The 25,073-nt window shown below is 40.2% G+C and carries 13 protein-coding genes; 8 read left to right on the top strand and 5 right to left on the bottom strand.

Annotation, left to right across the window (positions count from 1 at the left end):
• Position 1 precedes the first annotated feature (1 nt).
• The 5 genes from MSBRM_RS08795 to MSBRM_RS08780 all read left to right on the top strand — a co-directional run bounded on the left by MSBRM_RS08795 (position 2) and on the right by MSBRM_RS08780 (position 7,951).
• Positions 2-1,111, top strand: a complete 1,110-nt coding sequence (locus MSBRM_RS08795; RefSeq protein WP_048117747.1) for a DNA topoisomerase IV subunit A — start codon at positions 2-4, stop codon at positions 1,109-1,111.
• 412 nt (positions 1,112-1,523) lie between these two features.
• A complete protein-coding gene (locus tag MSBRM_RS21720; RefSeq protein WP_268989051.1) occupies positions 1,524-1,646 on the top strand; it encodes a hypothetical protein in 123 nt (40 codons plus the stop codon).
• 648 nt (positions 1,647-2,294) lie between these two features.
• Positions 2,295-4,196 carry a DNA topoisomerase (ATP-hydrolyzing) subunit B gene (gene gyrB, locus MSBRM_RS08790; RefSeq protein ID WP_048117750.1) on the top strand — a complete coding sequence of 634 codons (1,902 nt, stop codon included), beginning with the start codon at positions 2,295-2,297 and terminating at the stop codon, positions 4,194-4,196.
• Between the two features lie 11 nt (positions 4,197-4,207).
• Positions 4,208-7,057 (top strand): DNA gyrase subunit A, encoded by a 2,850-nt coding sequence (gyrA, locus tag MSBRM_RS08785; RefSeq protein WP_048155429.1) that lies wholly within the window; start codon positions 4,208-4,210, stop codon positions 7,055-7,057.
• A 579-nt stretch (positions 7,058-7,636) separates the two neighbouring features.
• On the top strand, positions 7,637-7,951 hold the full coding sequence (locus MSBRM_RS08780; protein WP_048155427.1) for a protease inhibitor I42 family protein: 315 nt from the start codon (positions 7,637-7,639) through the stop codon (positions 7,949-7,951).
• Positions 7,952-8,473: 522 nt separating this feature from the next.
• Here MSBRM_RS08780 and MSBRM_RS08775 read toward each other — a convergent pair.
• Entirely contained in the window at positions 8,474-8,992 is a 519-nt protein-coding gene (locus tag MSBRM_RS08775) for a Yip1 family protein (protein WP_048117756.1), read from the bottom strand.
• Between the two features lie 169 nt (positions 8,993-9,161).
• On the opposite strand from MSBRM_RS08775, the gene MSBRM_RS08770 reads away from it, so the two are divergent.
• Entirely contained in the window at positions 9,162-10,271 is a 1,110-nt protein-coding gene (locus tag MSBRM_RS08770; RefSeq protein ID WP_048154466.1) for a transposase, read from the top strand.
• Between the two features lie 336 nt (positions 10,272-10,607).
• On the opposite strand, the gene MSBRM_RS08765 is transcribed toward MSBRM_RS08770, so the two are convergent.
• Positions 10,608-10,958 (bottom strand): IS66 family transposase, encoded by a 351-nt coding sequence (locus MSBRM_RS08765; protein WP_141706376.1) that lies wholly within the window; start codon positions 10,956-10,958, stop codon positions 10,608-10,610.
• Positions 10,959-11,587: 629 nt separating this feature from the next.
• On the bottom strand, positions 11,588-12,277 hold the full coding sequence (locus MSBRM_RS18810) for a GDSL-type esterase/lipase family protein (RefSeq protein WP_052712771.1): 690 nt from the start codon (positions 12,275-12,277) through the stop codon (positions 11,588-11,590).
• Between the two features lie 298 nt (positions 12,278-12,575).
• Here MSBRM_RS18810 and MSBRM_RS20285 point away from each other — a divergent pair, with 298 nt between their 5' ends.
• Positions 12,576-12,812: a hypothetical protein gene (locus MSBRM_RS20285; RefSeq protein ID WP_141706377.1), complete on the top strand. Its 237-nt coding sequence runs from the start codon at positions 12,576-12,578 to the stop codon at positions 12,810-12,812.
• Between the two features lie 290 nt (positions 12,813-13,102).
• On the opposite strand, the gene MSBRM_RS08755 is transcribed toward MSBRM_RS20285, so the two are convergent.
• Positions 13,103-19,654 (bottom strand): PKD domain-containing protein, encoded by a 6,552-nt coding sequence (locus MSBRM_RS08755; RefSeq protein WP_230669118.1) that lies wholly within the window; start codon positions 19,652-19,654, stop codon positions 13,103-13,105.
• A 1,456-nt stretch (positions 19,655-21,110) separates the two neighbouring features.
• Positions 21,111-21,815, bottom strand: a complete 705-nt coding sequence (locus tag MSBRM_RS08750) for a DUF4430 domain-containing protein (protein WP_176722173.1) — start codon at positions 21,813-21,815, stop codon at positions 21,111-21,113.
• A gap of 634 nt (positions 21,816-22,449) precedes the next feature.
• Between MSBRM_RS08750 and MSBRM_RS08745 the strand changes: the two genes are divergently transcribed.
• Positions 22,450-23,718, top strand: a complete 1,269-nt coding sequence (locus MSBRM_RS08745) for an outer membrane protein assembly factor BamB family protein (protein WP_048117759.1) — start codon at positions 22,450-22,452, stop codon at positions 23,716-23,718.
• Positions 23,719-25,073 lie beyond the last annotated feature (1,355 nt).

Below are 25,073 nucleotides of genomic sequence, written 5' to 3'. Positions count from 1 at the left end.
AATGGCTAGAGGAATAGATAATAAAAAAGCTCAGAGAGATATCCTGGCAAGGGAAAAGCTGTTTGGGCTTGCAGAGAAGATTTACAACCAGTTTGAAGATGAGGTTGTCCCAAGCATCAGCCTCCCGAGCAGGACAAAGTCAAATCTGGAATATTCCGACGAGAGCGATGTTTGGGTCTACGGAGGCCGGGAAAGCGAGAGGAGTGCAAAAACCGTAAAAGGAGCATTCCAGCTCCTGAAAACCACTTATGCCACCGAGTTCCTTATAAACGAGCACCTTGCCCAAAACCGCGGTTCAACGCTTCGAGAACTTTACTATATCTCGGAAGGCTGGGAAGCTGCGAAATTCAAAGAACAGGCTGAGAGCGATCGTCTGATCGAAGATCTTGAACTCCTCACAAACCTTCAGAGAGAGTATTTCCATATGCGCCCTGAAGAAGACGGAGCTACCATGTTCGGACCTATTGAAATTACAGAACAGACAAATCGCGGAGAACGGAATATTCACTGCCAGAAGGACGTGGGGGAAGGAGGGTACCAGATCCCCTTCAATGTGGAAAATATCGAATTCAAAGCCCATGATGCAAGCATGATTATTGCTATAGAAACCGGTGGTATGTACGCACGTTTGATGGAAAACGGATTTGACGAAGCTTACAATGCGATCCTTGTCCACCTTAAAGGCCAGCCTGCCCGGTCAACCCGCAGGATTATCAAGCGCATGAACGAGGAATTAGGTATTCCCGTAGCCGTTTTTACAGACGGCGATCCATGGTCTTACAGGATCTATGCCTCGGTTGCCTACGGGGCTATAAAAAGCGCTCATCTCTCGGAATTTATGGCAACCCCCGCAGCCAAGTTCCTTGGTCTCCAGCCCTCAGACATAGTAGAATACGAACTCTCGACCGACAAGCTTACAGAACAGGATATAAACGCACTGCGGAGCGAACTTTCCGACCCGCGTTTCGAATCCGACTACTGGAAAGAACAAATTCAGCTCCAGCTCGATATAGGGAAAAAGGCCGAACAGCAGGCTTTTGCAGGAAAAGGCCTTGATTTCGTAACCGAGGTATACCTACCCAATAGGCTCAAAGATATGGGTATGCTGTAACGCCCGAGTCCCGTCACCCGAGTTCCGTCTCGGGAGGACGGTGCCTTTTTCGCTACCCGAGTTCCGTCTCGGGAGGACGGTGCCCTTTTCGCTACGCTACGCTTTGCTCAAGAGGGCTGAATTCGGGGGTAAGAAAGGCTATATCCTCAACGAGCTCAGGACGTCTGATTTACCCAAATTTCGTTTTGGACTATGCGACGGGCGCGGTTACAACCCTCTGTTTAAGGTTTGACTGCAAGCTTTTTTAAAAAAGGCTTGACCGAAAACCCCTAGTAACGTTTGAGTTTGATGAACTTATCCCCAAACCCTATCAGCGTGATCAAACGGCGCAACGGTTGCGTTTGAGTTTGATGAACTTATCCCCAAACCCTATCAGCGTGATCAAACGGCGCAACGGTTGCGTTTGAGTTTGATGAACTTATCCCCAAACCCTGTCAGCGTGATCACAAACCTTTTCAAAAAAGGCTTAATTGAAAAAGGCTTGACCGAAAACTTCAGCAACGACGAAATCAACATCTTAACGGTTGCAGGTTAACGGTTGAGGCCCAATACTTGCTGGTTAAATTTATATAGAAACATTATAAACTAACGTGAAAAGATCTTGTTTTTAAAAATGCAAGCAGACCCCGTGGGGATGGTACATCAGGATATACAGGCGGTACATCATGATAACTAAAAAGCGTTCCAAACTGCTATTTTATTTGGAAATTGTTTTTTGAGTTTAGAAAGAGACCCTGGGACTGTATATATAAAAATCTGCTGAGAAACAGTGCAAATGCCGCGACTCCTGCTCTGAACCCTTTTGAGACACGAATTTTGCGAGCGAAACAGCAAATATTAATTTAAACTAAAGACGTATTAAAAAATTAGTATGAAAAGTGCATATTTGGGCATAAAATTATGCTAAAAATTGCCTTTTTTGAGAGAATTGATACTGAAAAATCTTGTGTAATTTTCAGGGAATCTAAAGGCTTAAAATGTATGAGCGCATATTGAATTTGGTTCGTGGCAGAAAAGATAAAATTGATATATAAAAAGCAGTAGATAAAAACTGTAGTCTTATTGGATTGATACGAATTCTAAGATCTATTTTGACAAAAGTTTCCCCGCGAATTTTTTAAAAAAAATATAATGTTACGTGATTTAGATAACTCTACTAGATTTTTATGGAGAATCAACTAAGATGAGTGATAAACAGGTTTACGATGCTTCGCACATCCAGGTGCTGGAAGGCCTGGAGGCTGTCCGGAAGCGTCCCAGCATGTATATAGGGAGCACGGATGGTCGCGGGCTCCACCACCTAGTCTATGAAGTAGTAGACAATAGTATTGATGAAGCTCTTGCGGGCTTCTGTACCAGGGTAAATGTTACAATCAACTCGGACGGTAGTGTGACAGTCCTGGATAATGGAAGAGGTATACCCATCGACCTCCATCCATTTCACAAAAAATCAGCTCTTGAAGTTGTAATGACTGTTCTGCATGCAGGAGGAAAGTTCGACAAGAACACCTATAAGGTTTCAGGGGGACTGCATGGAGTAGGGGTTTCTGTTGTAAATGGACTTTCGGAATGGCTGGAAGTAGAAGTGGCAAGAGATGGCAAAAAATATTTCCAGCGATATAATCGTGGAAAGCCTGAGGATGATGTCCGAGAAATCGGAACCTCGGATACTACAGGTACGAAGACTACTTTCAAACCGGACGCAAAAATTTTTGAGACATTAGATTTCGATTACGAGATCCTGTCAAACCGTTTAAGAGAACTGGCTTTCCTGAACAGGGGCCTTACTATCAGCCTCAAGGATTTAAGAACCCCAGAAGGGCAGCCTGAAACTTTCACCTATGAAGGGGGAATTGTAGAGTTCGTGAAGTATCTAAACAATAAGAAACAGCCTCTTCACGATCCAATTTATTTTGAGCGGCAAAGGGACGATATGGTAGTAGAAATTGCAATGCAGTACACAGGTAGCTATACAGAAAACGTGCACTCTTTCGCAAACAATATCAATACCCACGAAGGCGGAACTCACATTATCGGTTTCAAGACCGCACTGACAAGGGTCGCAAATGATTATATTAAAGCTAACAAGCTTTCCAAAGAAGACATAAAGCTCACAGGCGATGATGTAAGGGAAGGACTGACTGCAATCATCAGCGTCAAACTCATGGAACCCCAGTTTGAGGGGCAGACCAAGACAAGGCTTGGAAATAGTGATGTCAAAGGAATTGTAGACTCCCTTGTAACTGACGGGCTTGCGGAATACTTTGAGGAAAATCCCAAGGTTGCAAATGTTATTCTTGAAAAAGCCCTTCTTGCCCAGAAAGCCAGAGAAGCTGCAAAAAAAGCAAGAGAACTGACCCGGAGAAAAAATGCTCTCGAAGTAAGCACTCTTCCAGGAAAACTTGCGGACTGCTCGGAAAAGAATCCTGCAGTCTGCGAGATCTACATCGTGGAAGGTAATTCGGCAGGTGGTTCGGCAAAACAGGGTAGAGACAGGAGTTTTCAGGCTATTTTACCTCTCAGAGGCAAAATCCTGAACGTGGAAAAATCCAGACTTGCAAAGATCCTGAAAAACGAGGAGATTATTTCCCTAATAACTGCCATTGGAACAGGAGTCAGCGAGGACTTCACCCTGGAAAGTGCCCGCTACCATAAGGTCATTATCATGACTGATGCTGATGTGGATGGAGAACACATCAGGACTCTTCTTCTCACGCTGTTCTTCCGTTACATGAGGCCTCTGATTGACGAAGGATACGTATACATTGCCCAGCCTCCTCTCTACCGCATAAAGAAAGGCAAAGCTGAGTACTACATACACTCTGACAGGGAACTGGAAGCAAAGAAGAAAGAACTCGGGGAAAAAGGACTTGGAATCCAGCGTTATAAAGGGCTTGGAGAAATGAACCCTGAACAGCTCTGGGAAACCACCATGAACCCTGAAAGCCGGATTCTTTTACAGGTGACACTGGAAGATGCAATTCGGGCTGATGAGATCTTCAGAGTCCTCATGGGAGATGAGGTTGAGCCACGCCGGAACTTCATAGAAGCGCATGCAAAAGAGGTCGTAAACCTGGACATCTAAGGTGGCTAAAAATGGCAAAATATGAAGATGAGAAGAAACTCGAAGATGAATTGAAAAAATCTTATCAGTCTACCCTTATCCCCGAAGAGAAAGATGAAAGGATGAAAAATGAGGACGTTTCGGCCCCCCTTACACTGGAAGACTCGGGCAAAAAACTGGAATTAAACGTGTCCGACCCTGCTTCAGATGATCCCGAAGACAAAGGTATGGAGCCAGGTCAGAGTGGGGTTACTACCATTCTTATCGAAAATGAGATGAAACGCTCTTACATTAACTATGCGATGAGTGTGATCGTTGGAAGAGCTCTTCCCGATGCAAGGGATGGCTTGAAACCAGTTCACCGCAGGGTCCTTTTTGCCATGAAAGAGGCAGGGATCACGCATGACAAGCCTTACAAGAAGTCAGCCCGTGTGGTGGGAGACGTTCTCGGTAAATATCACCCTCACGGGGATACTGCAGTCTATGACACTATTGTGCGTATGGTCCAGGATTTCTCCCTTCGTTATCCTTTAATTGACGGGCAGGGAAACTTCGGGTCAATAGATGGTGACTCGGCTGCTGCCATGCGTTACACTGAAGTCCGTATGGACAAAATCGCAGAAGAGATGCTGGTAGACATCGACAAGGAAACAGTTCCCTTCATGCCAAATTACGACGGGTCAATGGAAGAGCCTGAAGTCCTTCCTGCAAAACTTCCGAACCTTCTTGTAAATGGGTCCACAGGTATTGCAGTAGGGATGGCAACAAACATGGCCCCTCATAACATCGTGGAGGTCATTGACGGCATTCTTATGCTTATTGAAAATCCTGACATCACGATTCCTGAGCTCATGACCGTAATCAAAGGGCCGGATTTTCCTACAGGTGCTCATATTCTTGGGACAGCAGGTATAAAATCGGCTTATATGACCGGAAGAGGGGCTTTAAAAATAAGGGCAGTTGCCGAGATTCAGGAGTTTAAAAAAGACAGACAGCGAATTATCGTAACCGAGCTTCCTTATCAGGTAAACAAAGCCAGGATGATTGAAAATATTGCTCAGCTAGTTCGGGATAAGATAATCATGGGAATTTCCGACCTTCGTGACGAGTCTGACAGGGAAGGAATCAGGGTAGTTATCGAGCTTTCTCGAGGTACAAACCCAAAGGTTGTTTTAAACCAGCTTTATAAGCATACTCAAATGGAGACCACTTTTGGGGTAATCAATCTGGCTCTTGTTGACGGAAAACCAAAAGAGCTAAACCTGAAGGAACTTCTTGAGATCTATCTTGAATACAGGATGGAAATTATCCAGAAGAGAACCCTTTATGGCCTCAAGAAGAGCGAGGAGAGAGCTCATATCCTTGACGGGCTCAAGATTGCCCTTGATAATATCGACGAAGTTGTCGCTCTGATAAAGGGTTCGGCAAATGCTGATGAAGCAAAGCAGGGTTTAATGGAGAATTTTTCCCTTGATGAGATTCAGTCAAAGGCTATCCTTGATATGCGCCTGCAGCGCCTGACAGGACTTGAAACCCAGAAGGTGCTTGAGGAGCTGGAAGGGCTTGTAAAGCTGATAGGTGAACTTAGGGAAATCCTTGAGAGTGATGAACTCAAGTACGAAATAATCAGAAATGAACTTCTGGAGCTCAAGGAAAAGTATGGAGATGCTCGCAGAACAAAAATCGTGCAGTCTGCTGCCGAAGTTAGAGAAGAGGATCTGATTCATGAAGAAGAAGTTGTTGTCACGATTACTAATGGAGGCTACATAAAGCGTATCCCACTCAGGACTTACACTATGCAGCGCCGTGGAGGCAGGGGTATAATCGGCATGGAAATGAAGGAAGAAGACTTCGTGGAAAATCTCTTCATTTCCTCAACCCATAACTATATCCTTTTCTTCACAAACCTTGGCAGGATCTACTGGGAAAAAGTATATGAGATCCCTGAAGGTTCACGGCAGTCCAGAGGCAAAGCCATAGTAAACCTTCTGGAGCTTAAGGAAGGCGAAACAATTAATGCAATGATCCCGGTCAAGGAGTTTGACGAAAATCACTACCTGCTCATGGCAACAAGGGCAGGCACAATCAAAAAGACTCCTCTATCGGAATTCAAGAACCCGAGGAAATCAGGCATAATTGCGGTCACCCTTGATGAAGATGACGAGCTCGTAAGAGTTCTCCTTACCAACGGGAAAAAGGAAGTCCTGATGGTTTCAAAGAAAGGTAAAGCTATTCGCTTTTCTGAAGAAGATGTCCGTCCTATGGGCCGAACTGCAAGAGGGGTCAGGGGTATGGCTCTTGACGGCCCGGACGACGAGGTTGTCAGTCTGGACATTGTCGATGAAACCACGACCCTCCTGACCGTAACTGAAAACGGCTTTGGCAAGAGAACCGAGTACTCCCAGTACCCTGCGCACCGCCGCGGCGGAAAAGGCGTGATAACAATCATTACCAACGAGAGGAACGGTCCGGTCTCAAGAGTCCGGTCCGTAGCCGATGACGATGAACTTATCTTTACCAGTGCCGACGGCATCATTATCCGTATCCCTGCGAAAGATATCTCAATCCAGGGCAGAAACACCCAGGGCGTAAGGATCATTAATCTTAAACTCGGCGACAAAGTCGCAGGTGTAGCAAGAATTCAAAACGGAAAAGCCGAAAAGAATCTGAAACTCACAGCTTTCAAAGGTAAAGAAACCATAGAAGCAACTGGAGCCGAAGATGAAGCCGAGGTTCCGGAGGGCGAAGCCGAAGATCGCGATGAGTTTGACGAATTAGAAGACTTTGAAGCTTCTAGCGAAGCCGAAGAAACCGAGGAAACCAAAGAAATAGGAGAGGATGAAGCAGAAGAGGATGAAGTAGAAGAAAATGAAGAAGACTGAATGTATGAAGTAGAAGAAAATGAAGAAGACTGAATAACACACTCGAGTGAAGAACTATGATTCTTCACTCAAACTGCTGCTAGAATCATGATTTTTGGAGATTTGTTTCCGGCGGCAGGCTTTTTTTCCGGAGGAGAGCCGGATGGTAGACTTATTTTTAAGGTTGGATTTTTTGAATAGATATTTTTAAAACAATGAGTACCAGGAGGTACAGTTTTTAGAATTTTTACTATTTAGTCAATTTAAGTTTTGATTTTTCGTAAAAAAAGCTGCTATACAATAGTTGAGCTCACAGACGGATAACAGAAAAAATCACAAAAAAATCACAGAACGAATAAAGAGAAATTCTGGAATACTTGAGACTAATTTTCCATAACAGACTTATACTGTTTTTCGTAAGGAGTATCAAATATTATTATTTACATAATAATATGATATACAAAGTTAGGAAGTTGTATATACTTGAACCAACATTCTAACGTATAACTCAATCACTTAAATAAATTGTTTAAAGTACTACTATACACAGAAATTTTCAGAAAAATGGTGAGAGAGTTGATATAAAGGAGGAATCAAAGAATGCAAGAATTAGAAGTATTGCCACCTATAAATGCGAAAGTTGGAGATATATTCGAAATTTCAATACCGTCGAATCCTTCTTCTACGGGCTACAACTGCTTACTGTCAAAGATGCCAGATTGTGTTTACTTTGTAGAGTCAACGTACATACCCGATGAACCTGTCATGACAGGAAAAGGTGGAACCAGCAAGTTCAAGTTTGTTGCAGTCGAGAAAGGTGAAGGCCCAATTATTTTCCATAGCGTAAAGTTCTCTCATCCTCTGGATATATTGGAACCTAATCCTATGCAACAACGGTTTGTTATAGTAGAGTAATGAAATGGCATTATTTTGTCATTTATCTTCCATTTTTTGTCATAGCTGTTCATAATTTTTTACGTTAAGTTTCAGTCAGTTACCACACCTCAACCTATTTTTTTGCGGATTTTTTATCCAGAGCCAACTATTTCTGACAAAAATCAACGAGATTCCGCAGGAGTGAAAACGTTTATGAAATTTCCGGCGGTGGGCTTTTTATTCGGAGGGAAGCCGGGCGGTGGACTTATTTTTGGAGACGAATTTTTTGGGTTGATTTATTTGAGGGATTAGGTATCGAAAGGTATAATTTTTTGGAATTATTAGAAACCTTGTGCTGCGGATCTAAAAGTTTATTCATATAGCTTTCGTTGGCATTTCACTACTTTTTATAAATGTGAAATAGCAATGTAAGGTTAAAAATTGAGTGAAATTTCTGGTTGTTTCGATATACCTGTATTTTTCAAATTTTTTTACATGCATAAAACAGGATGAGTTCTGACAATTGAAGAATAGAACGTGGAGATTCGATGAATTTCGGTTTCATAAAGCATAAAAGAAGCCAATTATTGTGAAATCGAACAGAAACGAAAAGACAAATGACCCTGCCAATACAGTAAAGAATGACTTCCAATAGCTCAAGTTATGAACAAACTGTCCTCCCCGGCTGCAAATATGTACCCAGTAAATACCCATCAGTATATTTATCGGAGACATTGGTAAATATTCTATAGGCATAACCGCAGTTGAGTAGGCCATTATAATGAAGGTGTCTTTATAACTTCCTTCACCTCCTAGCAGTTTAAATGAGATAATATTACCCATTGTAAAAGATGCATTAATAACCAAAAGGTGTAGCATTTCTGTAAAAAAGATCGTTCCGGGAATTGTCAATTCTTCAATTATGTATATAGTTTCAAAAAAGTCTCCTACCAATGTTGTAATTAACAGAAATACTATGCTGAAAATCAAAGCATGAATAAAATTATTCTCAGGGGAAATTTTTCTGAAGAATTCTGAAGGTTTCAGCAACACATCCATAAATGCAGTAAAATAATTCATGGAAACACTCATACATTATTTTAAATGTTTACGCACATAAATTAAATTTTCTAGAGGCTCTCAAATTAGAATTTTGACTTAAAAACTTATTCTTTTTTCCACTAACTCTGATAGCACTTGTCTCTGTTTGGTAGTGGCAACTTAAAACAATACCTTCTATGCCTTTCTCATGTCAAAAAACAGTATGTTATACAAAGGAGTCCTCTTCGAGGACTCCTTCGATAATTATTTGAGCAGAGAAAGTACTTCAATTTGCCAATTCCTGTACTTTCTTTGCATTGACGATATTGCAAAGCACGTCGAACGTACTTTTTACACCAACAAAAGTTGGCACTTTAAGTACAGTGTTTCTTCTATGATAAAACTGTTTGTTGTGAAGTGTTTCAGGCAACTCTCATATGATAAAACCATTTCTTCCTTAACAGACGAAGAAGCTATCCTGCTTTCTTTTTATGATGAAAATGGCCAGATTAAACTTCCTTCAGGTGGAACCCTTCATCATTTTATGAAGTATAGACTTGGAGAAAAAGGAGTCAATGAGATAATGATGCTTATAGGTGAGAAAATTCTCAAACTTTCTCAGGAAAAGGAAGCAAAAATTGATTCCACTCCACTTGAAGCTTCAAGATACGACAAACATGCTGATTATAATCCTCATTATGAATGCAAAATGGATAAGGCACATATTACAATGGTTGGAACTTACCCAATTTTCATGACTCATACAAAAGGACTTTCTGGTGACTCTCCAGAACTTATCGATCATATTGAGGCTCTAAAGAACATGAACGCTAATCTGGAATTTTATTCTGCTGACGGAGGTTATGATTCATTCCTCAATCATTCTGATATTTGGTATAATCTGAACGCAAAACCGATTATTTCCTACGCTTCAAATGCAGTAATCAATCAAGAAGGTGAAGAGGAACGAATCGATCACTGGGTGAATAAAAAGTGGAAACTCGGTGGAGATATTCATGCACCAATGGAAAACAAACTCAGATTTCTATATGAAATTGGAAGGAAAGAACAGGTAGGAATGTACCTAAGAAACCAAAATATCAGAGATGAGACTTTTGATGATCAGTATAAAAAGAGAGCTGAATGTGAAAAGATACATGGACATATTAAAGGTACAGTAAAGTTCGATATCAGAAGAGTGAGAAATCAGAGTAGAAAACTCTACTCTCTATTGAGTTTCATAGCATATCAACTACTGGTGTTGACAGAAATGCAAAATAAAGTTGAGGATAAGAATTCGTTTGGGAGATACTTTTAAAAAAGTGAGTATCAAATTAGATTTGAGATTTTAAAAGCTAATTTGAGATTCTCTTCTAGAAAACGAACAACCTTAAAATATGTTCAATAATTAGATACCCGAGAGTTTAATGTTCAGAATTTTCACTATTCAGGACCGGTTTGAGTTTCGATGAATCTTAAAACGGGATACCATACGACTGCGAAGCAGGCGGCTAAGACCGAAAAGAAGTATGATTATTGACTGACACATTAAATTAAAAACAAAAGATTAATCAGGTAATTTGTATCTATTCAGGTTAATGGAGGCATATCTTCAATCGCAGTATCAAGTGAACCTATAACAGGCATGTTATTCTTAACTAGTGTGGATATGTATACCCTTATCTACAAAACACATCTGCCCATGTATCCTTCTAAAATTTTCCGATATCTTTTGTTGAATTGTTATCATCCTGAGGTCTCTTTCTGCCTGGTTGTTGCTAAAAGGAACTCTCAGATACGTATCAAATCTCAAGAATTTATAGCAAACCTCAAGATTGTTTCTCATGCTTTGCAAGTCTATCGAGAAGATTTTTTGCCTTGATCTGTGCTTGTATTCCTCTTTTAACCACACATCGTCTTTAGGTATTTCAGATGGAGGATTATTCTGTTTTATCCTGAAATAATTTAGGGATAAAACAACCACGTTCCATCCAGAGCAATCCAAATTGTCTACTCGAATCCAGATCTTGCAGCCTTGAGCCAGTAAATCATTACAGACTAAATTCCAAAAGGAAGAGGATGCGAAGAATTGCTGGCATCTCAGCGATTGGTTCTCAAATATAACTAAAAAGAGATGTCCTCATTTTGTCAAAATAAGTCAATGACCCACACTTTGCTTTATCAAGCTCACTATTATTGACAAATTTGATACTGTCAAGTCTACAGGTGCTAAGGAATTTTTCCAGAGAGGGTTGAGCCTATAAAATGTCCAGCACCCGTCAACTTGACAGAACCCGAAAACGCAAGGAAAGCAAGGATGTATATCACTAAATTACCTATATGGATAATGGCGTTCAGTCTATATTTACAAAGTACATAGAGTACATAGATACCTTGTGCTTTTGCGTGTTATTTCCTTTATTATTATATCGGTGGCACTCCCAGAGGTAATTCACTCACGAAGAAAATCATGTCAACCAGATGCAGGAAGAGTGCGAAAAAATTATTGAGGCAGCAAGAATATCACGGTAAATCCAATATAGAGAGCAGGTCCTGCAATGTGATCACTCTTTTTTGCATCTGTTTCGTTATCTGTTTCATTTTTCTAACAGCTACAGATGGCACCAGTTACCTCTAGTGTTTAAACAAATTAATGTCAATCGAATTTCCCATAGCAACATAACCAGCAGCGTTTGGATGGCACCCGTCTCCAGAATCGTATTCTTGTCTCAGATTGTCATGACCATCATTCAGCACAGAGTTGAAATCTATCACTTTATAGCTCTGTACATTTGAATATGATATAATCCACTTGTTCAGGTTCTTTGTTTTTATTTTCAAATTCTGTGGAACATAAGTCATTGGCGTAATTGAGCAAAGTACCGGTGTAATTCCATTTTGTGTGGAATTCTTGCACATTGCAGCCAGATCATCTTCAATAACCTGTTCAGGCTGTCCAAGAAGAAGATCATTGAGTCCGCCCATTATTATAACAAAATTCGGATGGTGTGATATTACATCTCTATCAAACCTGGCTAGCATCTCGTAAGTCTGATCTCCGCACTCACCAGTATTGTGTATTACTGCTCCAGACAATCGCGATCGCAATATTGCAGGATATGAAGTTCCGTTCCCACAAAAACCGTATGTGATGGAATCACCCATGCACACTATAGATATTTTATTATTATTATTATTATTATTATTATTATTATTATAATTAGTAGTAGTAGTATTTAGTGTACCATTTACGACGTCTGCACAACCAGAAAGGAATATAGATGACACAAACATGAGGATTGTTATAATTTTCAGTGTATTCATAAATTTCCTCTGATATTCGACTATTTCCTCTGATATTCGACTATTTCCTCTGATATTCGACTCGTCAAATCTGGATTAGCTACAAAGCTTCTTCTATCTTCTCAGGGCTGATGAACGTATCTTCACACAACCTCATATGCATTGTTCGAACAAGATGTGCCATGCGTTAAGCTTGCTTCATCGGCTTCAATAACGCTATACAGTGAGTATTAATGGAAAATAGATATACAGTGTCAGGGTACCAGAAAAATCCTGAAACCCTCTACACCTCTATGTTAAGGATTTTAGGATTCTTACTGTGAAACGCACGATAGGAGATGGGCGAAGGAAACATAGGTTACCACGGAACAAAACACTCACGATTATGCTTAATACAGTCGACACGCACGCACTGACAATCGCAAAATCTCAGGCACTCACAAAATATCAGGTGAAAGCAATAGACAAGATATCCAAGAATCAAGCACCAGAACCGCACATGAATTTAACCGACCTGCTTAAAATTCCACAATGCAAACCCAATATCAGAGCCTGAAGTAATGGTTCAAGAGCCTGAGATTGCCGGTAAAGATAATGTCCGGAAGCCTGATTCTAGATCCCAGCCATTCTCGGTCATGGAATAAAATAGATTATGACGTCATAAGCTATAGGTGCCCTAATTTTGATCTCGATCGCTGGAGTTGATGCCAAGGTATGAGGAAGGCAGCAAAAAAATTGAGGTAGGATGAAACTTGTCATAAGTTTTCACCCGTCCTCTTATCTCTTACTTAGTCTCACATCGGCGGACATCATAAAAAGTTCCCCACTCCTTTTATGCTTGACTTTTTATTTGCTTTCAGAATATATGCCTGGTCTTGTATTTGTTGTCACTTTTATGTAGTTTTTCTTCGTTGTAGTACTGCTGCCTGCAACGTTGACCACTGTAAGTGTAACCTTATAGCTTCCTCCCTGCACATACTGATGTTCTGGATTCTGTTCTCTGGAAGTTGTTCCATCTCCAAAACTCCATTTCCATGCAGTAGGAACTCCTGTACTGTTGTCAGTAAAGGTAACATTTAACGGAGCTTTCCCAGAGGTTGGAGTTGCAGAGAAATCAGCAACTGGTTTTGTTACAACTTTTATATATTCTGTTTTTGTTACCGTGTTACTGCCTTTAGCATTCTTTACTGTTAAGTTAACAGTATAACTTCCTACTTTGGAATACTTGTGAGTCGGATTCTGGAGGTATGACTTAGACCCATCTCCAAAGTCCCATTTCCATTTAGCAGGTATTCCTGTGCTTGTATCAGTAAAGGCAACCTTTAATGGTACTTTTCCTGATGTAACACTACTGGTAAAGTTTGCAACAGGTTTTGTAACTCCCGTCACTTTTATATAATCTGTTTTTGTTACCGTGTTACGTCCTATAGCATTCTTCACTGTTAAGTTAACAGTATATATTCCTGCCTTTGAATACTTGTGAATCGGATTCTGGTGGAATGACTTTGATCCGTCTCCAAAGTCCCATTTCCAGGAAGTTGGAGAGCCTGTGCTTGTGTCAGTAAAGGTAACCTTTAATGGTGTTTTTCCTGATGTAGCACTGCTGGTGAAGTTTGCAACAGGTTTTGTTACTACTTTTATATAATCTGTTTTTGTTACCGTATTACGGCCTGCAGCATTCTTTACTGTTAAGTTAACAGTATATACTCCTGCCTTTGAATACTTGTGAGTCGGATTCTGGAAATATGACTTTGATCCGTCTCCAAAGCTCCAGAACCAGGAAGTTGGGGAGCCAGTACTCGTATCAGTAAAGGCAACCTTTAATGGTGTTTTTCCTGATCTAACACTGCTGGTGAAGTTTGCAACAGGTTTTGTAACAGGTTTTGTAATTTCTGTCACTTTTATATAATCTGTTTTTGTTGTTGTATTACTGCCTGCATCGTTTATTGCTGTAAGTGCTACTGTGTAATTTCCTGCTTTTGAATACTGATGTGTCGGATTCTGTTGATCTGAAGAACCTCCGTCTCCAAAGTCCCAGTTCCATTCTGTTGCATTTTCAGATATATCTGTAAACTGGACTGAGAGAGGAGCAGAACCCTCGCTGACATTACTGGTGAAATTGGCTACAGGAAGTGCTATTGCAGATGTTTCTGAAACAGTTATCAAAGCAGAGGTTGAATTTGTGCCATTTGCATTTGCAACTGTAAGGTTGACTGTATAGTTACCGGCTGATGTGTATGTGTGCACTGGGTTCTGCTCTGTAGAGTTAGCATCGTCTCCGAAGTCCCAGAGCCAGGAAGTTGGAGAACCTGTGGACTGATCCGTAAAGTTGACAGTTAGAGGCGCAGTACCGCTCGTTACATCAGCTATGAATACAGCAACTGGCGGTTCTGCAGGTATTGAGGTTTCAGAAACAGTGATATATTCCGTCTTTACAGTGCTGTTGCTGCCGACGGAGTTCTTGATAGTGAGATTTACGGTATAGTTACCTGCCTCAGTATAGGTATATACTGGGTTCTGCTCGGTACTGTCAATAGTGCCGTCGTTTTCAAAGTCCCAGGCCCATGATGCCGGTGAACCTGAGGACGTGTCATTGAACTGTACCGTCAGAGGTGCTTTACCACTTGTCACATTTGCGATGAAGTTCGCAACAGGTGAGGCGGAAGAGTCCTTGAAGGCATAGACTTTCTGGTCGCCTCCTATACTGAAAAGCATACCGTCTGAAAGTGCAGGTGAAGAACCGGCATAAGGAGCATTCCATATAACATCGCCAGTGAAGGCATCCAGAGCATAAAGGTTTTCATAGCCGAAATACCCGTTTCCTTCACTTCCCACATAAACGAGCCCATCTGCAACAGCTACTGAGCAGGTCCAACCTCCGATACCTCCTTCATCTGTTGTCTTTGAAGGCGTTGACCAGACCGGTGAGCCTGTAGTCGCATTGAAGCAGTAAGTTTGCAAATTGCTATAACCACTTGCTCCTCCGCAAACGTAGACATTTCCATAGGCAAAAGCAGGAGTTGAATCCGATCTTTCAATTGACTGTTTCCAGACTATCTGGCCATCAGCTGCATTTAAGGCAAGAAGCTCTCCATTTCCGTAGAAGTTGTAAGTTGTCAGGTAAAGGATTCCATTCTTGTAAGCCGGAGAACCGCATAAACTCGCAACGACATTATTGGTGTGCCAGATCTGTTTTCCGGTTGCTGCATCCACGCAGTAAGTATTTCCCTGGTAGGAAGAACCATATTCCCAGCTTGTCAGGTAGAATTTCCCGTCCGCATAGGCAGGTACGGATTGAGCATCGCCCTTCACTTTAAAGCTCCATAGCAGGTCTCCAGTGTACTCGTCAAGACAGTAATAATGGCTTCCGTCCCAATCGTTAAAGATCACCTTACCATCAGCAATAGCAGGCCCGCTACCGACCACACCCTGAGATCCAAGCGTGTCGTCAAAGCTCCAGAGTTTTTCTCCTGTTTTTGCATTATAACATCCGAGTTCAGGTCCAGTTGCCGTAAAGACCATACCATTATCGTAAGCAGGAGAAGCCCAGGAACCGTATACTGCTGCAGGGATACTGACGTTCCAGATTATGTCTCCTGAAGACTCATCCAGGGCTACTAACTGAGGAATATCTTCCGTACTACCACTCATTGATCCGGGACCGCATACAACAAAGACTTTCCCTCCTGCAATTACCGGTGAGGAACTGCTGATAGCATCTATGTCTTCACTTATCCATTCAGTCCGGTTGGTTTTGGGTCCGCTCTCAGAGTAGCCAAGATGGTCTACTTTCCCGTGGAACTGGAACCAGGAGTCTTCGGGGATAGAGTTGTTTTCCTGTTCTTCACCATAATTCGAGAAAGGAAGCATCAGCGGGTACTGGTCTGTTCCAGCATCAGCATTGTAAGCCGTATCTCCTATTCCATCCCCGTTTAAGTCTTTTCCGGTATAGTCATCGTAGTAATTACCCATATACCCGGTCAGTTTTGTTCCATTCCAGAAATATTCCACAGGCTCGGAGCTCTGGAAGAATGAGCCTGACCCCCCAGATATGTGGTCGCTTGAACCTCCCATCTTCCTGCCGTTGTTGTTAATTAATGTGTTCTGGTAGACTCTGTTGCCTCCTGTGTTGTCAAGAACGGCTGCAAAGTCCCAGCAATTGGAAATATTGTTTCCCTGAAGGGTGTTTCCAGTCCCAGTTAACCATACACCTTCAGCGCAGTCATCTATCAGGTTGTCCTCTATCAGAGTACCTTCTGAAGAAATACTGATCGCAAAGCACATCTCTTCTGTCCCTATAATTTTAAACCCGCTGAACTCCACGCCGTCAGCGCTGATGGTTACGCCGGATACGCCTGTGAAACCCGAAGCGTTCAGGACAGGATCTTCTATACCTTTGAGGGTCAGGGTCTTGTTAACGGTCAGGACTTCATGGTATTCTCCAGAATAGACCTGTATTATGTCCCCTGAATTTGCTGCATCAATAGCTGCCTGTATTGACTCCCCATTTTTAACCGTCCATGTTGTTGGGGCTTTGTTTGCGTAGATATAGTCTTTGGCAACTTTTGTATCTTCACCGTTCTCGTTTTTAACGGTGAGGGTTACGGTATAGTTTCCGACTGTGATATATGTATGAACCGGATTTACTTCGGTTGAGGTGTTCCCATCTCCGAAGTCCCAGAGGAACTTATTGGCGTTAAGGGATGTATCTTTAAAGGAAACAGTCAGTGGGAAGGAGCCCGTCTGTTTGTCCGAACTGAAGTTTGCCGCTGGAGAGAGGGCTTCACCCTGTCCTATGCAGTAGAGGTACCCGTTATCAGTTCCGTAGTAGACCTTGTCGTCGGAAAGAGCCGCTCCCTGAAGGGTGTATGCATCATCTGCAGGTGGGTTATAGTGCCAGGCAAGTGTTCCGTCAGGGTTCAGACAGTAAATAGATCCGTCCACGATAGCTTCTGTGAAGTAGATGTATGGTTTTCCATTCTTGATAGAAACGACAGGTGAGGACTTTACACCTCCACTAACTGGGGTTTCCCATATGACGGATCCATCGGAATCGTTCAGGCAGAACATGGACCCGGATTCTCCGTGTTCCCCGTGTCCCACGTAGACCCTTCCGTTATACACTACCGGAGTTGATGTGGAAAATCCTATTGACGTTGCCCAGCCGGTGTTGAGGAACTGACCTGTATCAGGGTTAAAACCTACTTTGAAGCAGTAGCCGGTTTCCTGTCCTCTTTCAGAGGATGTGTACAGAGCGCCGTCAGCATAGGTTACGGAACTTCTGAACATTCCGGGATCGGTTAGTGCAAAGGATACATCTGAACTCTTGCTGAAGTCAACTTCATCTACAAAAGTTCCGGTGTCTTTATCGAGACAGACCAGTTTACCTTCAAAAACAGGGTATACCAGATAGTTTCCGACAACTACTGCCCCACTCCAGATAAAGCCGGAAGTGTTTGTGTTTTTGTGCTTCCATACTAAGTTCCCGCTGTCATCGTAACAGTAGTAATATTTGTCTCCACTTCCTCCTTCAAGACCGTCTCCGATGTAGAGTTTATGGTCGTAATAGGTAATGGGACACTCAAAGTTACTTTCTGTTACGTGTGTTTTCCAGAGTTTATTTCCAGTTTCTGGATCAAGGGCATAGAGGTCTCCTTCAAGGGTAGGGACAAAGAGTTTTCCATCTCCCAGTGCAGGAGTTGCTGTCTGTACCAGACCACCACCAAGCTCCTTTGACCAGATAAGAGATCCGGTATCTTTGTTAAAGGCCCAGACAGAGGCATTACCAGCAGTTACGAAGATCTTGTTTCCTGAAATCAGAGGTGGTACATTGACACCCCCGCTCCCGCAGGGTTCCTGATTTGAAGAAGTAAGACTTTGCCAGATGAGTTCCGGGTCCCTGGTTGGAGCAGAGCTGAGGGTATACCCACTGTTTGAGCTGTCCTTCTGGAACTCCGGCCATTCGGATCCAAGGCTCTCTTTGTTTATTACTTCAATATAGTCAGTCTTTGTTTTTGTGCTACTTATGGTTGTATTGACAACTGTGAGGTTAACAGAGTAGGTACCCGCAGTCTCGTAAGTATGCGAGGGGTTTTGCTCCGTGCTATCAACCGTACCGTCGTTATCAAAGTCCCATGAATAGGAAGAAACGTCACCAGTTGAAGCGTCTGTGAAATTAACTGTTAGAGGAGCATTCCCAGAAGTCGGTGTTGCCGTGAAATCGGCTATTGGAACGGAAGCATTCGGTGGTACTGCAATTGTTATATTATCTCCACTGACTGTGATCTTACCCATAAGGGGCGCAGTGTCACTTGAGGAGCCAAATGCATAAGAAGTGTCACCGATTCCATTGTTATCATCATCTGCGCCAGTGTAGTCGCTGTAGTAGTTGCCGAGAGAGGAGGTATAGGACTTGTTCTTGTAGCTATATTTTACAGCATCGCTGACGTACTGGACGGAACCAGCCGGTGAATCGTCATTGATGTTGACGGTGTTGTTAATGAAGTTGTTGTGGTAAATCTTATTGCCGGTGCCAGTTTTTCCATTTTTCAATTCAAAAGTGATCCCTACAGAATTGGAGTCAAAGGTGTTCCCTGTAATAATATTGCGATCACAGTAAGAATTTATCGATAAACCTCCTCCGGTGCAGTGTGAAATTACATTATCACTGAATGTTATGTCGTCTCCCCTACTAATAGAAAATGCATAGTCAGAAGTAATGTTTGTAAAGGTGTTGCCTGCAATCACACCACCATTATTTATCCTGCTCACGCTACAAGGACTATTATCAAATTGATTTTCGGTAATTATCAGTTTCCCATAAACATTACCAGTGCTGCTTGATGAGTCGGATATGTATGTATTATTCGAAAGTTCAATATTGTTCAGTATAGTTGAACTTAAACGCATATGGTTAATTTTACAGTTTCTGATTATTACATTAGTAGAATAAGAATTTGATCCACGGACAGAGACATATCTCATACTGGGCGAAGTGGACGCTGAAAAGCTTATGTTCTCAATCAGAATATCATGGGCAGTTTCGATATCAGAGAAGTCAAAATTTAGGTCAGTATAATCATTAAAATTAAAAGTTACTTTATCTGCACCTGCCCCTATAAACGATAGAGGTTTGTTGTATATATTCCAATTCTGACTTATATCATAAGTTCCGGGGTTGAAGTATATGACATCTCCAGCCTGTGCTTCATCAATTTTTGTGAGGATATCAGCCCCAGGGTTGACTTCAATAGTTTGTGCCGACGCAGATCCGACAAAGACAAACAACAGGATAAAGAATATACTTAAAAGAAAGCCGTTTTTGGTAATATTTTTTATTCTGTTTTGTGTACTATTTTGTGTCCTATTTATTATCACATTTTTCATAATTTTTAACATATTTTGTTACTCCATTATTTTTGATATTATTAAATAAGGAGGCAGCAACATTTTTTCCTGCTGCCAGGTTTTTAGGTTCAGTCCATTAAGTTGGTGAATCTCCAGATATCTACATGGCAGTTGCATTAGCTCTAGAAATAGGTCTATCAGTATTCTGGTGTTGCTGATGAGTACCTCCAGCAATTACAGGCAGCTATGACCTCATTTATGGCAATGTACTACCGTTTATAGAGTTAACATCGTTTCAAAAATTTCAATCACTTCCAATATGGCTCAAACAAAAAACAAAAAGCAAAAATTAAAAGTAAGATCTATATAAAGAAAAACAAGTAGTTTCAGTTTTTTTTGAAGACCTCCTGTATTTTCATAGGGTTATCGGTTGGTCTGGGCAGAAGAATCTGACCGCATTTTTGGTATTGTGGATGCGGCAGGATCGAGTTTCGGACCTTTTGAAGCGTCAGACCAATCGAGTTTTAAGATTATTTGAAACATATGTTGCAGGAAATTTTTAGCTTCCTGAACTTTCATTATATCTGTGGTATTTATATTCAATTATCGGTGATAATACGTAAGTTTGAAAACTACCAATAACAGTTTCTAACTTGACTGGCAACTTTCTAATTTTCATAATTTATATTTAAAATTTCGACACAAAATCTGATGCTGTATGACATTTTCGAGTGTTGACTGTATACAAATAATTTTTCTGTTTGACGCCCCTGCTAAGATTAAAGATTTGGGGGCAAATTCTATTTAAAATCTAAATAAAGTAATATTTATTTATTTATAGAAAACACATATGAAATATATGAATTTTTCGTTGTTTATTAACATATTTATAAAAAAAAGAAAAGATAAAACAAATAAAATTGAGTAAAATTAATTGATGTAAATGGAAAAACATCGAAATACAAAAAGTGCCACATAAGTTACAAATATTAAAGGATATTTTGAATGAAATGAGGCTCTGCCAAAGTTGATAAAAATTCTCTAAAATCTAAAAAATCAGTCAAAATCACGTATTTTGACATAAAATTACTTTTTAAGCCTCTAAAATAATACTTCAAAATGCCTTTGAATACTAATTAAGTTCAAAAATTGATATAATATTACATTTACTTTCAAAATTAAAATTTATTGCAATTTATAGTTATAACTTGCATAAAAATATATATATATATACATATTTATTATGTTTTGAAAACTCAAATAAAGTTTATTTCTTAATTAATAAGCTATTTATTATTCTAATTCCAACTTTAAATAAAAACAAAGAATTAAATAGATTTTAAGTAATTATTATATAAATTTTTCAAGAAATAAGCTATGCTATTTAATATTAGCGGAAATAAAGGGATTATGTGAAAAATGGCAAAACCTCAAATACATTAAAAATTACGTAGAGCGAGAAAAGATATGAAATTTTTTCCAAAAAAGTTAAAGAAGGGCTTACCCTTCAGGAATTTTGTATCAGTTCAATAATGTGGTCTGCTTCATTACTAATATATTCCGCTTCTTCGGGAGAAAGATTGCCCCAGTTTTCCTGCCTTTGGACAATATTCTTAAAGCACTGGAGTTTAAAGATGGCTATCTGATCCCGGCCATTTTCCAGTGAATAAACTACACCGTCAAGGCTTGCTGTAAAAATACATTTTGTTAGAGAGGGAGTGTCAAGGTTATCAATGTATCCCTGGAGATCTTCAATAGATGTTAATGCATCCTCAACTTCTACTTTTATATCAACAATATATGACGCATTTGCTGTATCCACAGTGACTTCGTTCGCTGTATACTCATAAGGAGCATACATGAATGTAACCTGATCATCATCTTTAATTACGTTCTGACTGAGGCCCAGTGGAGCAAGCTCACCGTTTATGTAAACAAACCAAGATGTACTTGCTCCATAATTATCTTGCACTCCGTTAATATCAGTAAGGTAAAAAGAACCATAGTCCTCATAGTACTCGTCAGATGCATTATACGTGAATCCGCTGGTCTCATCATTTGAAGCCGCATCAAGTGCACCGTGATCTGTAAGGTTTTCCACCTGGTAACTGTTAGAAGGATCGTTTGATGGAACAAAGGTAAACGTACCGTCTTCTAACGCAACAGTTCCATTAAATATCTCGGCAGGTTGTGCTGCTGCTGTACCAATCATTATTGCACTGAGGAGTGCAATTAAGACTATACTTGTTATTTTATTTTTCATATTTAGTCCTCTTCTAGGATATATGCGCGGATATAACAAAAATATAGTAAATGTTTTATTTTATACTTCGATCCTCACATATTTACATATATGTTATTTTTATACCTATAGCTCTTTTAATTTAGATCATAAGTGTTAGTTAAAAATGAAAGATTATTGCTATTGCTATTGGTTATGTATTCTTCATAGGTATGGCTTCTATTTAGCCTAAATAAAAAATAAGAAATTAGAGACATGATATTATTCTTTTGAGTTACAGTTATCATCCAAAAAAATTGAACTATATACTTTTGAAGAGTATATAAAAATGACCTTGTTTAATTGATCTTTCCCCAGATGTCCTCATAAATAACAATACGCTTACCATTATTTTTTAATGATCGCTCAAAAATCCACGATTATTATTTTTACTGGATAGTCGAAAAACAAGAGTTGGAAACTTTCAATAAAAGAATGAAGTTGAAAAGTGTGAGGCATTTCAAAATCGTAGGTTTGGACCAGTAAGGCTTTCCAGGGGAGGAGAGGGTCATAGTTGGAATAGCTATTCTACTGATCTTTAAAGAAAAAAGAGAGGAATAGGCGAATGAAAAATAAACATTTTTCACTATTAGTATGTGTAATGATAATGCTTGTGGCATTTGCATCGGTAGCAGCCGCAAGTAACTGGTCACAGTTCCAGAAAAATGAAAAACATACGGGTATAACAAGCGATGAAGGACCTGATGATGCCACCATTTCCGTAAACGGGAACACCCTTGTCGGTAGTGGAATTGAAACTGTTCCTGTTGTACTGGGTAACTATGTATATGTGGAAGGAGCAAGCAAGCTCTACAAATATGACAAATCTACACTTAATTATGTAGCTGATTGTACAGTGGCAGCAACAGGAATCCAGAATGCTAACCCCGCTTCAGATGGTAACAATATCATTTATGTCGTGGACACAGGCTATGGTTCTAATCAACAAAAGATTACAGCTGTCTATGCCAGCAACATGACTGAAAAGTGGAGTACAAACTTTGCTCCGGCATCACAGCAGTGTTCCTGTCCCATCACATACTATAATGACAACGGCGTAGGAAAACTTTTCGTAGGAACCGTTAACATGAGCACGACCGACCCTGTTAACCTGAGCGATGATGGTACATATTTTGCTTTTTATGCAGATAATGGTACTGAGATATGGAGTAGAGAAACTACTACAGGTGGTGGCTACTACTGGGCAGGCGCCGCAGTTGTGGGAAACTATTTAGTATATCCTGACGATGCTGGGACATTGACATCTGTCAGTATCTCCGATGGAACAAAAGTTAATGAGACAGATCTGTCCAATAAACAGATACGATCATCTGCTACTTATAACGCGGATGATCACCTTATATATGTCGCTGGGAAGGACAAATATGTGCATGCTGTTGCAATTGATCCAAACACCGGTAATTTAAGCACACACACAACAAGCTCCCAAATGGTATATAGTAGCACTTCAACGCCAGCGTACAACGCAGCTGATGACAGGATTTATGTGGGGTGTGGCTCTATGATTAATGGTGGCTATTTGTACTGTTTGAATGCTACCACATTGGCTAGTCACTGGGTGACGGAGGAGGATGAGATTGGCAATATCCAGTCCTCACCAGCAGTCGCCGATGACGGTATAAACAACCCACTGATATTTGTTACAGGTAATGATGGAGATGGGCTTGTATATCGCATAACAGATTTAGGTAACGGCTATAGCATCACATCCAACGGACCACCAAATGCTACATACAGCCTTGCAGGTGTGGCAATATCCGACAACTATGCATACTTCGGAAATGACGACGGATACCTTTACCAGGTTAATTAAAAAGATTTTGCAAAGGTGCAAACCTTTGCATATTACTTTTTTGTTAGGTTCGTTTTACAAAGAACTGTTCATCATTTTAATGAAAATTCAGTATTTTATTTCAGGCAAATACTCTGTAGCAAACTATAGAAGGTATTTGCCTGAAATAAAATTCTATGGTTAATTATTCATAGCTTGTTGGATAATAACCTGCTCTCTTAATTATAAAAAAATGAAGACCTTTTTAGTTTTATTCCGTATTTTCTGTTTCATCGGCTTTCTAGAATCTCCAGACTTGAAATTGCTTTTTTAATAATCTAATTCATCGATCTCAAATAAATACATAATAAGAAAATAATTACAGCTGATGACGCAGGTATTATTTTAAAGCCATATAGAATTCTGTAACACGGAAAACACAACCTGTAGCAAAATGATTTGATCTGGATATTATAACCACGGAAAACACGGAAATCACGGAAGAACCACGCCTTTACTACTTATTTCCGTGTCTTCCATGTCTCCCGTGGGTTTCAAATAAGTCATTTTGGACATACTTTGGAATCAATGCACTACCATTATCAAAAAAACTTTAAATCCATACGAAAAAGATATATTTTCCTATTTCGTTATATAATTTCTCCTATGTTTTCATAGGGGTTAGGTTAGCCTGTGCGGAACCTGCGTATCCCATAAAAGGTGTACTCGGGAAAGGAATTCGGACTCCTTGAAGTGGCAGGCTAACTGTTATCCGGGAAAAATGTGAAATTAATGAGAAGATTTAGGACTCCTTAGAATGAGCCCTGAATTTGCTTCCAAGCTGTTTTTGCGTTTTTTCGAACTTTGAGGGAATATTTATGAAACTCTTTTTTCGGTGAAGTTTATAGGTTTATGCAGTTGATACATCTTTTAGTATCTTCCACATAAACTCTGGCTGTGCTGACTGCATTTGATTTTTTCATCTGGGCTTAACTAACAGTTATTAAAGAGGTATTATGGGAGGTATACTGCTTAACTTTGTATCCTCAGTTAGCAGATGGTCATAATGAGTTAAATTAGCTTACCCATTACTTCCATTTTTCAGCACACCGATTCCAAATTATGTCCACAAATCTGAAATTTTGAATCTATCTATGGATCAATGGATTTCACATTAATAATGGATTTATTTTGGAATCTATACATTGTAATCTGAATAATTGGATATAAATCTAACAAAATCGATAATAAGTTTGAGCCTTAGAGGTAACATTGAAAAATTATCCACAAAATTCTCTCTATTAATATTGCTTACATAAATTTGTCATAAGGAAAGAAATACAACAGTCAAAAGTAATGCATTTTGTAATCATTTTTTCCATCAGTTTGAATTTCCC

Origin of the sequence: Methanosarcina barkeri MS, from assembly GCF_000970025.1 — an archaeon.
Classification (GTDB): domain Archaea; phylum Halobacteriota; class Methanosarcinia; order Methanosarcinales; family Methanosarcinaceae; genus Methanosarcina; species Methanosarcina barkeri.
The sequence above is the reverse complement of the archived record's forward strand: the minus strand, read 5'-3'. Positions and strand labels throughout refer to the sequence as shown.